Origin of the sequence: Cellulosimicrobium cellulans, from assembly GCF_016907755.1 — a bacterium.
GTDB lineage: Bacteria > Actinomycetota > Actinomycetes > Actinomycetales > Cellulomonadaceae > Cellulosimicrobium > Cellulosimicrobium cellulans_D.
Genome location: NZ_JAFBCN010000001.1, coordinates 1,325,501 through 1,339,475 on the forward strand (window position 1 = coordinate 1,325,501; position 13,975 = coordinate 1,339,475).

Sequence of the window (13,975 nt, forward strand, 5' to 3'; positions counted from 1 at the left end):
CCACTTCTCACGTCTCGTCAGGCTCCGCGGCGGACTCGCAGGTCTCGGTGCAAGGATCCGGACGCACGCGACAGGTCCTGGACGAGGGCATGTCGGACGTGCCCTCCACTGAGGGGGCCCGCAATGAGCGACCGACGGGGACGACGGCGTGCGCGCGGTCTCGCCGCAGCGCTGCTCGTCGCCGTGCTGCCCGCGTGCGGTGGCCCGGGAGGCCCGGTCACCGCGTGTCCCGCGGTCGGCTACGTGGCGCGCCTCGAGGTCCGGCTCGACGACTCCTGGCCGGATCGGGACGCCTACGGCGTCCTCGTGGGCTGCGTCGGGATCAACCCCTGCGGGCTCGTGCGTGACGGGACGGTCTCGCTCGACCCGGAGCCGATCCTGACGACGCTCCCCGACCACCCGGTCCCGCCGGACCAGCCCGAGGGTGCCGAGACCCCGTCCGAGGCGGCGGCGGAGGACATGCCCGTCGGGCCGTCGCGCGGCGGCTGGACGGGCTCCGCGATGGACGGCCCGGTCGGGCCGATCGCCGTGCGCGTCGTGGAGCTCGCGTCGGGTGACGTCGTCGTCGAGCATGAGGTCGACCCCGTGTGGGAGACCACGACCGGCGACTTCGGGCCGGACTGCGGCGGGCCGTCGGTCGCGACGGTCGACGTCACCGACCCGCGGGCGTGACGCCTACGCCGCGCTGGGTCGCAGCAGCGCGCTGATCTCCTTCTCGGCCTGCGTCGGCGTCAGGGCGCGACACCCGAGCGACTCCCAGTGGCGCACGAGTCCGGGCTCGGCGCGCAGCAGCGCCCAGCCGCGCCGGAACAGGGTCAGCGGCGGCTTGCGCATCTCCGCGAGGTCGCGCAGCAGCCGGAACCAGAAGGTCACCAGCCGGTTGCGGCGCAGGCAGATCGCGTCGGCGAGCACGTCCTCGGCGCGCAGCGCGGCGACGATCTCCGCGGCGAAGATCCCCTCCGCCAGCACGACGCGCGAGCCCGTGACGTCGAGGTGCGTCGTGCCGGTGCGGGTCGACGTCGGGATGTCGTAGACCGGGACGTCGGCGTGGCCGGTCCGCGCGAGGTCGACGAGCGCGGAGATCGCGCCCCGCGCGTCCCACGACCGCGGGTCGTCCCAGTCCACGATGCCGAACCGCGTCGGCAGGCCGGGGTGGTCGTGGTCGAGGTAGAAGTCGTCGAGCGCGACGACCGGGAGGCCGAGGCGCCGCGTGAGCGACGTCTTCCCCGAGCCGGACGCGCCCGTGAGGAGCACGACCCGCGTCGGGACCTCGCGCGAGCCCGGCGGGAGGTCGAACAGCGCGGGGTCCGTGCCGAGGTCGTCGGTCGCCGGACCCGTGCCGGTCTCGACCGGGTCTCCGTCGTCGTGCTGAGGGTCGCTCACGGGACCCCATTCTCGCAGCGCCGCACGGGGACGGGCACGCACGCCGCGTAGCCTTCGCCGGTGACCACCCTCGATCCTGCCGCCCTGCTCGCCCGCGACGCCCTCGCCCGCCTCGACCGCTGGGAGCCGGTCGACGAGCAGCAGGCGGCGCTCGCGGCCGAGTACCGCGCGTTCGTCCGTGGCGACGGCGGCTCCGGTCCGCGCGCTGACGCCGTCCGGCGCGACGGCGGACCGCAGCACCTCACGGCGAGCTGCTTCGTGCTCAGCCCGGACCTGGACCGCGTCCTGCTCTGCTTCCACCGCAAGGGCCAGTTCTGGGTCCAGGTGGGCGGGCACACCGAGCCGGACGACACGACGCTCGCGGGCGCCGCCTTCCGTGAGGCGCGCGAGGAGAGCGGCCTCGACGACCTCGTCCCGTTCGACCCGGACCCGCCCGCCGGGACGGGCACCGACCCGCGCACCGACGCCGCGCCGTCCGCCCCGGTCGACGTGCACCGGCACGACCTCGCCGCCGCGTTCGGCGCGTGCCGCACGCACTGGGACGTCGGGTTCGTCGCGTTCGCCGACCCGGCCGCGCGGACGGCCGTGAGCGACGAGAGCGAGGACGTCGCGTGGTTCCCGGTCGACGCCCTGCCGGCCGGGACGCCGGACGACTTCCCGGCCCGCCTGGCGACCGTCCTCGCCGAGGTGCGCCACCGCCGTCGGGCCTGAGCGCAGGGCGGCCGAGGTCGAGCCGTGGTCCGCGAGGCAGCGGCCTGGTCGTGACCACGCCTCTACCGCGGCCTACCCGGGCTCTCCCTCGGCGGGGCGAGGATCACGTGGAGGGTGCGCGGGCCGTGCACGCCCTCGACGCGGGAGAGCTCGATGTCGCTCGTCGCGCTGGGGCCGCTGATCCACGTCTGCGGTCGCTCCGCGTGCGCGGCGAGAAGCCGGACGCCCTCGGGCACGGTCTGCACCACCTGGTCCGTGCGCACGACGCACACGTGCAGGTCGGGGACGAGCGTGATCGCGCGCCGGCCCTGGTCGGGCTCGCCGTCGAGCACGATCGTCCCGGTGTCGGCGATCGCGACGCGCGCGGCGGTGACGACGGCGTCCGCACGGTCGAGCTCGTCGGGGGTGCGCGGGTCGTCGCGCGTGTCGGGCACGACGACGGTCCCGTCGCCCAGGGCGCTCAGCCACGCGACGTCGAGCCCTGGCGGCACGACGACGGACGCCGCGTCCGTGAGCAGGTCGCCGACGATCCTGGCCACCTCGGCCGGGCCGGCGGCGCGGTGAACGTGCGCCCGGTAGTCGACGAGCCGGTCGACGAAGAGGTCCACGGCCTCCGGCGAGCCGGGGTCGAGCTCGCCGCGCTCGCGGTACACCCGCGGGACGGAGCCGGACGCCGCCGAGGCGGTCGTCATCGACCCGCCGAGCGCGCCGCGCACGCGGCCGAGGACGTCGTCGCGCGCGCTCATCGACCCTCACCCCCCTCGCCGAACCCGGGGTCGTCGGTCACCCGGGCGCCGAACCCACCGGTATCCCCGGGTTCGGCACCTGGGTTGCCGACGAACCCGGGGTCGGCGGGCGGGGGCGCGGGGGTGGGGCGGTCGCGCCACCAGTCGCGGAAGGTCTGCTTCGCGGGGGCCGGGAGGTCGCGCGAGCGGGTCCACGCGGACGCGGGGGGCGGGAGGGTCGAGATCCGGCCCTTCGGGCCCGCGACGACGCGGCCCAGCCCGGCGGCCTTCTCCGCGAGCTCGAACCGCCGCGCGTCGGACATGACGAACGACGCGGCCTTCATCGCGGCGCCCCAGCCGGTGGGGCGGCCGCGGTCGGCGTCGACCTCGCGCGCCCGGAGCTCGACGAGGATCGACGGGATGTCGATCTTCACGGGGCACACGTCGTAGCACGCGCCGCACAGCGTCGAGGCGTAGGGGAGCGAGGCGTTGGGGTCGTGGTGGCCGGAGAGGCCGCCGGAGGACTTCGTGAGCTGCGGGGTGAGGATCGCACCGATCGGGCCGGGGTAGACCGACCCGTAGGCGTGGCCGCCCACCCGCTCGTACACCGGGCACACGTTGAGGCACGCCGAGCAGCGGATGCAGTGCAGCGCGGCCCGCCCGACCTCGTCGGCGAGGACGTCGGTGCGGCCGTTGTCGAGCAGCACGAGGTGGAACTCCTGCGGCCCGTCGCCCGGCGTGACGCCCGTCCACAGGGACGTGTACGGGTTCATGCGCTCGCCCGTCGACGAGCGCGGCAGGAGCTGGAGGAACACCTCGAGGTCGGTGTACGTGGGCACGACCTTCTCGATCCCCATGACCGTGATGAGCGTCTCGGGGAGCGTGAGGCACATGCGGCCGTTGCCCTCGGACTCGACGACGGTGAGCGTCCCCGCGTCCGCGACGCCGAAGTTCGCGCCGCTGATGGCGACCTTGGCCGAGAGGAACTTGCGGCGCAGGTGCGCGCGCGCGGCCATGGCGAGCTCGCGCGGGACGTCGGAGAGGTCGGGCGGGGCGTCGCCCATGCGCGCGAGGAAGATCTCGCGGATCTCCGCGCGGTTGCGGTGGATCGCCGGGACGAGGATGTGCGACGGCATGTCGTCGGCGAGCTGCACGATGAGCTCGGCGAGGTCTGTCTCGTACGCCGCGATCCCCTCGGCGGCCAGCGCCTCGTTGAGCCCGATCTCCTGCGTCGCCATGGACTTCACCTTGACGACCTCGTCGGCGCCCTTCGCCTTCACGAGGTCCGCGACGATCCGGTTCGCCTCGTCCGCGTCGCGCGCCCAGTGCACGACGCCGCCGCGCGCCTCGACGTTGCGCTCCAGCTCCTCGAGGAGCTCGGGCAGGCGCGCCATGACGTCGGTCTTGATCGCCGACCCGGCGTCGCGCAGCGCCTCCCAGTCCGGCACCTCGCCGACGACGGCGGCGCGCTTGGCCCGGATCGTCGACGTCGCGTGCGCGAGGTTGCGCCGCAGCTGCGTGTTCTGGAGCGCCTCGCGCGCCGCGTCGGGGAACGATCCGCCCCAGCGCAGCGGCGCGTCCGGGTGCGGCACGTCGCCGAACGCGTCCGACGCCGCCCCGGCACTCGCCGAGGTACCCGCCGAGGTGCCGTGCCCGCCCGGGCGCGCGACGTCGTCGGGCAGGGTGCGCGCGCCGCGCCGCACGGGCAGGCCGAGGAACGTGCGGCTCACCGGGCACCCCCTCGCGTCGACGGACCGACCCCGGCGGGGGTGGGCGTGTCCTTCGTGGACGCGAGGATCTCCGCGAGGTGCAGCGTGCGGACGCCCGCGCGGATGCGCGACAGGCCGCCGCCGATGTGCATGAGGCACGACGCGTCGCCCGCGGTGAGGACCTCCGCGCCGGTGGACTTCACGTGCGTCATCTTGTCGGCGAGCATCGCGGTCGAGGTCTCGGCGTTCTTCAGCGCGAACGTGCCGCCGAACCCGCAGCACGACTCGGCGGCGGGCAGCTCGACGAGGTCGATGCCCTCGACGGCGCGCAGCAGGCGCAGCGGCTTGTCGCCCACGTGCAGCATGCGCAGCGAGTGGCACGTGGGGTGGTAGGTGACCCGGTGCGGGAAGTACGCGCCGACGTCGGTCACGCCCAGCACGTCGACGAGCAGCTCGGAGAGCTCGTACGTCTTCGCGGCGACCGCGTCGGCGGTGCGGGCGAGGTCGTCGAGCCCGGCGCGGCGGCAGACCATGCCCTGCTGGTGCCGGACCGAGCCCGTGCACGACCCGGACGGCACGACGATCGCGTCCCACTCGCCGTCGAGCACGGGGGAGAACGCCTCGACGTGGTTGCGCACCACCGGGACCGCCTCGTCCAGGTAGCCGGTGTTGACGTGCATCTGACCGCAGCACGCCTGCCGTTCGGGGAAGAACACCTCGTGCCCGAGGCGCTCGAGGAGGAGGGCGGTGGCGCGCGGTGCCTGCGGGAACATCACGTCGCCGATGCAGGTCGCGGTGAGGGCTATGCGCATCGTTGCTCCGGGGGAGGGCGAGTCGGGTCCAGTCTCGCCGGGCCGCGTCGTCGCCGCCTGCCGGGACCGCCGCGGTGAGGCGCCGCGGCTGTGGTCTGACCACAGGTTCTTCACTGTAGACCACGTTCCCCGCTGTGGTCTGACCACGGCGTGCCCGGGTCGCCTACCCTGGGCGGGTGCGCACCCACGAACGCGTCCTCGCCCGCATCGAGGCGGACCTCGCCGCGGGTCGCTGGGCGCTGGGGGAGCGGCTCCCGGCCGAGCGTGCGCTCGCGGAGGAGCTGGGCGTGTCGCGCCCCTCCGTGCGCGAGGCGATCCGCGTCCTGGAGGCCATGGGCATCGTGCGCACGGCCGTCGGGTCGGGGCCCGACGCCGGTGCGACCGTCGTCGACCGGCCCGCCGCGGGCCTCGGTGCGGCCGTGCGGCTCCACGTCGCGTCGGGGACGCTCGCCGTGCGCGACGTCGTCGAGACGCGCGTGCTGCTGGAGACGTGGGCGGCGTGCGCGGCGGCCGAGCGGGTCGTCGCCGAGCGGGTCGTCGCCGCGCGGGACACCGGCGAGCGGGCGTCCGAGCCAGGACCCGGCACCCCGGAGGTCGCCGGGGCGCTCCCCGCGGCGGGCGCGCTGCTCGACCGCATGGACGACCCGGCGCTCGCGGCGGCCGAGTTCCGCGAGCTCGACGCGTCGTTCCACGTGCTGCTCGTGCGGCTCGCGGGCAACCCGCTCGTCGAGGCGGTGATGACCGGGCTGCGTGGCGCGATCGAGTCGTACGTCGCTCAGGGGAGCGCGGCCCTGCCGTCCTGGGACCGGACGGCGACGCGCCTGCGCGCCGAGCACCGCGCCGTCCTGGCTGCTGTGACCGCGGGCGACGGTGAGCGTGCCGCGCGCGAGGTCCGCGCCCACATCGAGGGCTTCTACGCCGAGACGGGGCTCTGAGCGACCTCCGGTGCGGCGGCGTCGCGGCCCGGTCACGGTCGGGCCTGGAGCGGCGTGCGACCACGCTGTCCTCCGGGCCTCCGCCGGGGTGGCGGGACGGACGGTCCCGCCACCCCAGCGCCCCGTCAGGCCGAGCAGGTGGCCGTCGGGAGAGTGGTGTTGCCGTTCGAGTACAAGGTGATCCCGAAGGCGTCGCCGTTGCCGTTCGGTGTCGCCGTGAGGGTGCCGCTCGTACCGGAGACGGCGGCGTTCCAGGAGTTCTGCAGGCTCTGGCCGGAGCCGGTGCGGATGGTCACGGTCCAGTCGGACGCGCCCGAGACCTGGAAGGTGGCGTTGAAGCGGTCACCCCAGGAGTCGCCCCGCGTCACGGTCACGGTGCAGGTCTCGCCGCCGCCCGCGGAGGCCGACGCGCAGGTGGCCGTCGGGAGCGTGGTGTTGCCGTTCGAGTACAGCGTGATGCCGAAGGCGTCGCCGTTCCCGTTCGGTGTCGCGGTGAGCGTGCCGCTGGTGCCAGAGACGGCGGCGTTCCAGGAGTTCTGCAGGCTCTGGCCTGAGCCGGTGCGGATGGTCACGGTCCAGTCGGACGCGCCCGAGACCTGGAAGGTCGTGTTGAAGCGGTCGCCCCAGGAGTCGCCCCGCGTGACGGTCACGGTGCAGGAGCCGTCCCCGCCCGGGTTCTCGCCGGGGCCGCCGGGGGTCCGGCCACCGCTGTTGAGCTGGTCGAGCACTGCGGTGTAGGCGGCCTTCTTGGTGCCGTTGCCGTCGAACAGCAGCGGGGTGCCGGACGCGCGCCACGAGTCGGTGTCCCGCACGCCCCAGACGGTGATGCCGGTGCAGCGCGACACGGCCATGCACGCCTGGACGACGCCGCGGTACTGCTCGGCCTGGGAGGAGCCGGAGCCCTCGATGTCGAGCTCGGTGATCTGCACGTCGACGCCCAGGTCGGCGAAGTTCTGGAGCGTGGTGTGGTAGTTGCTCGGCACCGGGTTGCCCGAGTTGAAGTGGGCCTGGAAGCCGACGCAGTCGATCGGCACCCCCCGCGCCTTGAAGTCGCGGACCATGCTGTAGACGGCCTGCGTCTTCGCGTGGCTCCAGTTGTCGGTGTTGTAGTCGTTGTAGCAGAGCTTGGCGCCCGGGTCGGCGGCGCGGGCCGCCCGGAACGCGGCCTCGATCCAGTCGTTGCCGGTGCGCTGCAGGTTCGAGTCGCGGCGCGCGCCGGAGCCGCCGTCGGCGAACGCCTCGTTCACGACGTCCCACGCGTAGATCTTGCCGCGGTAGTGCGTCGCGACCTGCGTCACGTGGTTGAGCATCGCCTGGCGGAGCGCGGAGCCGGACATGTTCTGCATCCAGCCCGGCTGCTGCGAGTGCCAGGCGAGGGCGTGCCCGCGGACCTGCTTGCCACGGCTCGTCGCCCAGCTGACGATCTGGTCGCCCTGGGAGTAGTTGAAGCTGTTCTGCGACGGCTCCGTCGCGTCCATCTTCATCTCGTTCTCGGCCGTGATCGTGTCGAACTCGCGGTTCGCGATGGTCGAGTACGTCGAGTCGGACAGCCTCCCGGCCGCGAGGGCGGTGCCGAAGTAGCGGCCGGACTCGCCTGCCGCGGCCTCGAGGGTGGCGCCGGCAGCCTGGGCGGAGCCCACGCCGACGCCGGTCGTGATGAGCACGGCAACGAGGGCGGCCAGCACGGCCGACCTCCTGCCGTTCGTGCTGCGCAAGGGTAGTGCTCGGGTCATCGTCGATCCTCTTCCTCCCGGGGTGGACCTCCGTTGGCCCACCAGCGCGAACAACGTGCGCGAGTGACGCTAGTCACACCGAGAGGAGATAGCAATCGTTATCGATAACGTTTTACATCGTGGGACAAACGCGACAGCGGTGACACGGCTGCGCGGGTGAGGGTGGAGCGTCAGGTCTGCGGCGGCGCCGTGCTCTCGCGCACCACGAGCTCGGTCGCGAGGTCGAGGCGCTGGTTCATGGGCCGGCCGCCCCGCGCGAGGTCGAGCAGCATGCGCGTCGCCGTCCCCGCCATCTCGTGCAGCGGCTGGTGCACGGTGGTCAGCTCGGGGCCGATCCAGCCCGCGAGCGGGAGGTCGTCGTAGCCGACGACCGACAGGTCCTCGGGGATCCGTAGGCCGAGCTCGCGCGCGGCCCGCAGGACGCCGAGCGCCTGCATGTCCGACCCGGCGAAGATCGCCGTCGGGCGGTCGGGGAGCGAGAGCAGGGCCTTGCCGTGCTCGTACCCGCCGTCCACGTAGAAGTCGCCGTAGCGCACGAGCCCGGGGTCGACGGCGACACCCGCCTCGTCGTGCGCGCTGCGGTAGCCGTCGATGCGGGCGCGGCTGCACAGCACGTCCGAGGGGCCCGAGATGATGGCGACGCGACGGTGGCCGAGGCCCAGGAGGTGCCGCGTCGCCGAGAGTCCGCCGCTCCAGTTGTTGGACCCCACCGTCGGGACCCCCGCGGGCTGCTCGCCCTCCGTGTCGACCACGACGAACGGGATGGAGCGTGTCTCGAGCTGGTGCCGCTGGGACTGGTCGAGGCTCGACAGGACGAGAAGGACCCCGAGCGGGCGGCGCGCGAGGACGGCGTCGAGCCAGTCCTGGGGAGGCCGGTGCTCGCCGCCGAGCTCGGAGAGCACCACGCCCACCTTGGCGGCGGCGGCCGCCTCCTCGACGCCCCGGATGATCTCGATGGACCACGCGGAGTCGAGCTGGTGGAACACGAGGTCGATCAGGGGCGTCGGCGTCGCGGGTGCGGACCGGCGGCGCCGGTACTGGTGGCGCTCGAGCGCGGCCTCGACACGCGCCCGGGTGGCCGCCGCGACGTCGGGCCGGCCGTTGAGCACCTTGGACACCGTGGGCACGGACACCCCGGCCTCCGCGGCGATGGACGCGATCGTCGCGGGGCCGCCCGTGGCGGCACCCCGGTCCTGCGCTGGCATGACGCTCCTCGTGCTGGTCGCAACTTTCGAGTCGAACCGTAGCACTTGTGCGTGGCGCCCGTCCGTTGCTGAGACGGGTGATCGTCGCTGCTATCGCGGGTGTCCCGGCATCGGAGACGTCGGGTGCCGTCGTCACCGAACTGTGACCCGCGTCTCGCTTGACGACGCGTGCGTCACCGGTCTAGCGTCCCGGACCAATGGGTATCGGTGCAGAGGCCGATACTTTCGAAACCACGACGCCGTGGACGCCCGGGCTACCGGGCGAGGCACGACGACGTGACCGACCCGAGGACCACGATTGACGACGCAGACGACCCCGGCCGCCGCCGAGCGGCAGGACGGGACGACCACGCCGCCCTGGCGCGACGTGCGGCTCGCCGCGGGCGACCGCGCCCGGGCGCTCGCCGCCGCGATGACGCTCGAGGAGAAGCTCGCCCAGCTCGTCGGCGTGTGGGTCGGTGCGGACGCCTCCGGCGGGGGCGTCGCGCCGCACCAGGCCGACATGACGGGCCACGTCCCCACGTGGGAGTCCGTCATCGAGCACGGGCTCGGTCAGCTCACGCGCCCCTACGGCACCGCGCCCGTCAGCCCCGAGGCCGGGGCGCGCTCCCTGGAGCGGTCGCAGCGCGACCTCGTCGCCGCGAGCCGCTTCGGCATCCCCGCCCAGGTGCACGAGGAGTGCCTCGCCGGGTTCGCCGCCTGGCGCGCGACCGCCTACCCGGTCCCGCTGTCCTGGGGCGCGAGCTTCGACCCGGAGCTCGTCGAGGCGATGTCCGCGCGCATCGGCGCGAGCATGCGGGCCGCGGGGGTGCACCAGGGCCTCGCGCCGGTGCTCGACGTCGCGCGCGACCACCGCTGGGGCCGCACCGAGGAGACCATCGGCGAGGACCCCTACCTCGTCGGCACGGTCGGCGCCGCGTACGTCCGCGGGCTCGAGTCGTCCGGCGTCGTCGCGACGCTCAAGCACTTCGCCGGGTACTCCGCGTCCCGGGCGGGTCGCAACCTCGCGCCCGTCGCGATGGGGCCGCGCGAGTACGCCGACGTCGTCCTGCCGCCGTTCGAGACCGCGGTGCGCCACGGCCGGCCCCGCTCCGTCATGCACGCCTACACGGACGTCGACGGGATGCCGTCGGCCGCCGACCGGGGGCTCCTCACGGGCCTGCTCCGCGAGACGTGGGGCTTCGACGGCACGGTCGTCGCCGACTACTTCGGGGTCCGGTTCCTCGAGACCCTGCACAAGGTCGCCGCCGACGGCACGGACGCCGCGCGCCTCGCGCTGCGCGCCGGCGTCGACGTCGAGCTCCCCACCGTCGACGCGTTCGGTCCGGCGCTCGCCGAGGCCGTGCGCCGCGGCGACGTCGAGGAGTCCCTCGTCGACGAGGCGCTGCACCGCGTGCTCCGGCAGAAGGTCGAGCTCGGCCTCCTCGACCCCGGCTGGGAGCCCGTGCCCGACGGCGGCGCGGGCCTCGTGCTCGACGACGCGCCGGGGCGCGACCTCGCCCTGCGCCTCGCGCGCGAGGCGGTCGTGCTGCTCGCGGACGACGGCGGCGCGCTGCCGCTCGCGCCCGGGACGCGCCTCGCCGTCGTCGGCCCGCTCGCTGACGACCCGATGGCGATGCTCGGCTGCTACTCCTTCCCCGCGCACGTCGGCGCCCAGCACCCCGAGGTCGAGACCGGGATCGACATCCCGACCGTCCTCGCCGAGCTCGGGTCGCGCTTCGACGTCGTGCACGCCCAGGGTTGCGACGTCACCGGGACGGACACCAGCGGGTTCGCCGCGGCCGTCGCCGCCGCGCGCGCCGCGGACGTGTGCGTCGTGGCCGTGGGGGACCGCGCTGGACTGTTCGGCCGCGGGACGTCGGGCGAGGGCTGCGACGCGGCCGACCTGCGGCTCCCCGGGGTCCAGGAGGACCTCGTGCGTGCCGTGCTCGCGACCGGGACCCCCGTCGTCCTGCTGCTCCTCACCGGCCGGCCCTACGCGCTGGGCGCGCTCCTCGACGAGCCGACGCCGCCCGCCGCCGTCGTGCAGGCGTTCTTCCCCGGACAGCTCGGCGGCCGGGCGGTCGCCGAGGTGCTCGCCGGGGAGGTGTCGCCGTCGGGCCGCCTGCCCGTGAGCGTCCCGCGCGACCCCGGCGGCCAGCCCGCGACCTACCTGTCCGCGCCGCTCGGCCTGCGCTCCGGCGTCTCGAGCGTCGACCCGACGCCCGCCTTCCCGTTCGGCCACGGCCTGTCCTACGCGACGTTCGCGTGGGAGGACGTGCAGGTCGTCGGCGCCGCCGCGGGCGGACCCGCCGCGTGGCCGGTCGACGGCGAGGCGCGGGTCGAGGTCACCGTGCGCAACACCGGGACCGTCCCCGGGGCCGACGTCGTGCAGCTCTACCTGCACGACCCGGTCGCCCAGGTGACGCGCCCCGTCGTGCGCCTCGTCGGGTACGCGCGCGTCGCGCTCGACCCGGGCCAGGCCGCGACCGTGTCGTTCGTCGTGCCGGCCGACGTCACGTCCTTCACCGGGGCCGACGGGCACCGGGTCGTGGAGCCGGGCGACGTCGAGCTGCGCGTCTCGCGGTCCAGCGCCGACGCCGTCGCGACGCTCCCGCTGCGCCTCGTGGGGCCCGAGCGCGTCGTCGACCACACGCGCCGCCTCGTCACCGACGCGCGGGTCTCCGGGCCCGTGACCGTCCCGGCCGTGCCGGGCACGTACCGCGAGAACGATCACGAGGAGGTGAGCGTGGGATGACCCTGGATCAGGGCCCCGTCGACGTCGGCGAGGCCACCACCGTCGCGAGCGCCGTCGCCGCGGCCGAGCACGCACGGCCCGGCGAGCCCGCGGGCGACGACGGCGGCCGCGCGCGCCGGGCCGCCCGGCGCCGCAGGGCCGGCAGCGTCCCGTGGCGCGTCGCGCTGCGCAAGGACTGGCGCCTGTACACGTTCCTCGTGGTGCCCGTGCTGTTCCTGCTGGTCTTCCGGTATCTCCCGATGCTGGGGAACGTCATCGCGTTCCGCCGGTTCCGGCCCGGCGGGAGCGTGTTCGGGGACGAGTGGGTCGGCTTCCGCTACTTCGAGATGTTCATCCAGAACCAGCAGTTCTGGCAGGTGTTCTGGAACACCGTCATCCTCGGGCTCCTCACGCTGCTGATCTGCTTCCCGCTGCCGATCGTCTTCGCGCTCCTGCTCAACGAGCTGCGGTCGCGCCGGTTCAAGAAGATCGTGCAGACGGTCTCCTACCTCCCGCACTTCATGTCGATCGTCATCGTGGCGGGCCTCGTGCTGCAGCTCACGTCGGTCAACGGGACGGTCAACCAGATCGTCGAGGCGTTCGGCGGAGACCCGGTCGCGTTCATGCAGCAGCCCGAGTGGTTCCGCACCATCTACGTCTCGTCCGAGGTCTGGCAGACCGTCGGGTGGGGGACGATCCTCTACCTCGCGGCTCTGACGACGATCGACGACCAGCTCTACGAGGCCTCGCGCATCGACGGCGCCAACCGGTGGCAGCAGACGTGGCACATCACCCTCCCGGGCATCCGCCCCACGATGATGGTGCTCCTCATCCTCAACATCGGCTCCTTCATGGCGGTCGGGTTCGAGAAGGTCCTGCTGCTGCAGAACCCCCTGGTCTACTCCACGGGCGACGTCATCTCGACATACCTCTACCGCGTCGGCATCCAGTCCGCGCAGTTCTCCTACGGGACCGCGATCGGGCTGTTCGAGGCCCTCATCGGGCTCGTGCTCGTCCTCTCCGCGAACGCCGTCTCGCGCCGCCTGACTGGAGCCTCGCTGTGGTGACCGACCCTCTGTCCGCGACGCCGGACCTCACCGCCGTCCGCCGCGAGGGCGGCACGATCAAGGACACGGGCGGGTACCGCGCGTTCCGCGTGGTCAACGGCCTCGTCCTCGCGGTCGTGTGCGTCGTGACGCTCTACCCGTTCGTCAACCTCGTCGCGAAGGCGTTCTCGTCGGAGGGTCAGATCGCGGCGGGCAACGTCAACCTGGTGCCGCGCGGGTTCAACGTCCAGACGCTCCAGTACGTGCTCTCCGACGCGATGTTCTGGACCAACTACAAGAACACGGTCGTCTACACGGTCGTCGGCACGCTCATCGCGATGGCGCTCACCACGACGTACGCCTATGCGATCAGCCGCCGCCACCTCAAGGGGCGCAACGCGTTCATCGGCATCGCGGTGTTCACGATGTTCTTCGGCGGCGGCCTGATCCCGAACTACATCCTCGTCGCGGACGTCCTGGGCATGCGCAACACGATGTGGGCCGTGGTGCTCCCGGGCGCCATCTCCGTGTTCAACCTGCTCGTCATGAAGTCGTTCTTCGAGAACTTCCCGACCGAGCTCGAGGAGGCGGCCGCGATCGACGGGCTGTCGACGTACGGGATCTTCGGCCGCATCGTGCTGCCGCTGTCCAAGGCGGTCATCGCGACCATGACGCTCTTCTACGCGGTGGGCATCTGGAACTCGTGGTTCGGGGCGTTCCTGTACCTCGACAAGAAGGAGCTCTTCCCCGTCACCGTCTACCTGCGCAACCTCATCGCCGCGGCGACCGGGCCCGGCTCGCAGGAGGCGGTCCAGATCGGCTCGAACATCCAGTCCGTGACGATGCTGCTCACCGTCCTCCCCATCGTGTGCCTGTACCCGTTCGTGCAGAAGTACTTCGTCTCCGGCGTGATGCTCGGCTCCGTCAAGGGCTGAGCCGCCACGCGCCACCCGCACCACCCCACCGCACCACCCGCACCTCAGCGACGTCAGAGCGACGA

General features: G+C 73.6%; 12 protein-coding genes. 6 read left to right on the plus strand and 6 right to left on the minus strand.

Annotated features, from left to right (window positions below):
- Nucleotides 1-123: 123 nt before the first annotated feature.
- Entirely contained in the window at nucleotides 124-672 is a 549-nt protein-coding gene (locus tag JOE63_RS05770; protein WP_204539848.1) for a hypothetical protein, read from the plus strand.
- A gap of 3 nt (nucleotides 673-675) precedes the next feature.
- Here the strand turns inward: JOE63_RS05770 and JOE63_RS05775 are convergent, their stop codons facing one another.
- Complete coding sequence (locus JOE63_RS05775; protein ID WP_307839957.1) at nucleotides 676-1,383, minus strand: uridine kinase family protein; 708 nt, start codon at nucleotides 1,381-1,383, stop codon at nucleotides 676-678.
- A gap of 60 nt (nucleotides 1,384-1,443) precedes the next feature.
- On the opposite strand from JOE63_RS05775, the gene JOE63_RS05780 reads away from it, so the two are divergent.
- Nucleotides 1,444-2,094 carry an NUDIX hydrolase gene (locus JOE63_RS05780; protein WP_307839958.1) on the plus strand — a complete coding sequence of 217 codons (651 nt, stop codon included), beginning with the start codon at nucleotides 1,444-1,446 and terminating at the stop codon, nucleotides 2,092-2,094.
- Nucleotides 2,095-2,156: 62 nt separating this feature from the next.
- Here JOE63_RS05780 and JOE63_RS05785 read toward each other — a convergent pair whose 3' ends face one another.
- The 3 genes from JOE63_RS05785 to JOE63_RS05795 form a co-directional block, all read right to left on the minus strand.
- Nucleotides 2,157-2,840 carry a LutC/YkgG family protein gene (locus JOE63_RS05785; RefSeq protein WP_204539851.1) on the minus strand — a complete coding sequence of 228 codons (684 nt, stop codon included), beginning with the start codon at nucleotides 2,838-2,840 and terminating at the stop codon, nucleotides 2,157-2,159.
- The gene (locus JOE63_RS05790) at nucleotides 2,837-4,411 is read right to left on the minus strand and encodes a LutB/LldF family L-lactate oxidation iron-sulfur protein (protein WP_307840298.1); all 1,575 of its coding nucleotides are present in this window, start codon (nucleotides 4,409-4,411) and stop codon (nucleotides 2,837-2,839) included. The genes JOE63_RS05785 and JOE63_RS05790 overlap by 4 nt, the downstream gene beginning before the upstream one ends.
- A gap of 134 nt (nucleotides 4,412-4,545) precedes the next feature.
- On the minus strand, nucleotides 4,546-5,340 hold the full coding sequence (locus JOE63_RS05795; RefSeq protein WP_087471123.1) for a (Fe-S)-binding protein: 795 nt from the start codon (nucleotides 5,338-5,340) through the stop codon (nucleotides 4,546-4,548).
- A gap of 176 nt (nucleotides 5,341-5,516) precedes the next feature.
- Here JOE63_RS05795 and JOE63_RS05800 point away from each other — a divergent pair, with 176 nt between their 5' ends.
- A complete protein-coding gene (locus JOE63_RS05800) occupies nucleotides 5,517-6,275 on the plus strand; it encodes a FadR/GntR family transcriptional regulator (RefSeq protein ID WP_204539857.1) in 759 nt (252 codons plus the stop codon).
- Between the two features lie 125 nt (nucleotides 6,276-6,400).
- Here JOE63_RS05800 and JOE63_RS05805 read toward each other — a convergent pair whose 3' ends face one another.
- Together JOE63_RS05805 and JOE63_RS05810 are read right to left on the minus strand one after the other, a co-directional pair.
- Nucleotides 6,401-8,008, minus strand: a complete 1,608-nt coding sequence (locus JOE63_RS05805) for an endo-1,4-beta-xylanase (RefSeq protein ID WP_275582765.1) — start codon at nucleotides 8,006-8,008, stop codon at nucleotides 6,401-6,403.
- Nucleotides 8,009-8,178: 170 nt separating this feature from the next.
- Nucleotides 8,179-9,213 (minus strand): LacI family DNA-binding transcriptional regulator, encoded by a 1,035-nt coding sequence (locus JOE63_RS05810; RefSeq protein ID WP_087471125.1) that lies wholly within the window; start codon nucleotides 9,211-9,213, stop codon nucleotides 8,179-8,181.
- A gap of 298 nt (nucleotides 9,214-9,511) precedes the next feature.
- Between JOE63_RS05810 and JOE63_RS05815 the strand changes: the two genes are divergently transcribed.
- From JOE63_RS05815 to JOE63_RS05825, 3 genes are read left to right on the plus strand one after another with little or no spacing between them, the layout of a single operon-like run.
- Complete coding sequence (locus JOE63_RS05815; RefSeq protein ID WP_239576630.1) at nucleotides 9,512-11,950, plus strand: beta-xylosidase/alpha-l-arabinosidase; 2,439 nt, start codon at nucleotides 9,512-9,514, stop codon at nucleotides 11,948-11,950.
- Nucleotides 11,947-12,996, plus strand: a complete 1,050-nt coding sequence (locus tag JOE63_RS05820) for an ABC transporter permease (RefSeq protein WP_087471126.1) — start codon at nucleotides 11,947-11,949, stop codon at nucleotides 12,994-12,996. Before JOE63_RS05815 ends, JOE63_RS05820 begins: the two co-directional genes overlap by 4 nt.
- Nucleotides 12,990-13,910 carry a carbohydrate ABC transporter permease gene (locus tag JOE63_RS05825; protein ID WP_082140940.1) on the plus strand — a complete coding sequence of 307 codons (921 nt, stop codon included), beginning with the start codon at nucleotides 12,990-12,992 and terminating at the stop codon, nucleotides 13,908-13,910. The genes JOE63_RS05820 and JOE63_RS05825 overlap by 7 nt, the downstream gene beginning before the upstream one ends.
- The last annotated feature ends 65 nt before the right edge of the window (nucleotides 13,911-13,975 follow it).

Coding starts and splice junctions, on each gene's coding strand:
- JOE63_RS05770 (WP_204539848.1), top strand. CDS start 124: ATGAGCGACCGACGGGGACGACGGCGTGCGCGCGGTCTCGCCGCAGCG.
- JOE63_RS05785 (WP_204539851.1), bottom strand. CDS start 2,840: ATGAGCGCGCGCGACGACGTCCTCGGCCGCGTGCGCGGCGCGCTCGGC.
- JOE63_RS05795 (WP_087471123.1), bottom strand. CDS start 5,340: ATGCGCATAGCCCTCACCGCGACCTGCATCGGCGACGTGATGTTCCCG.
- JOE63_RS05805 (WP_275582765.1), bottom strand. CDS start 8,008: ATGACCCGAGCACTACCCTTGCGCAGCACGAACGGCAGGAGGTCGGCC.
- JOE63_RS05810 (WP_087471125.1), bottom strand. CDS start 9,213: ATGCCAGCGCAGGACCGGGGTGCCGCCACGGGCGGCCCCGCGACGATC.
- JOE63_RS05820 (WP_087471126.1), top strand. CDS start 11,947: ATGACCCTGGATCAGGGCCCCGTCGACGTCGGCGAGGCCACCACCGTC.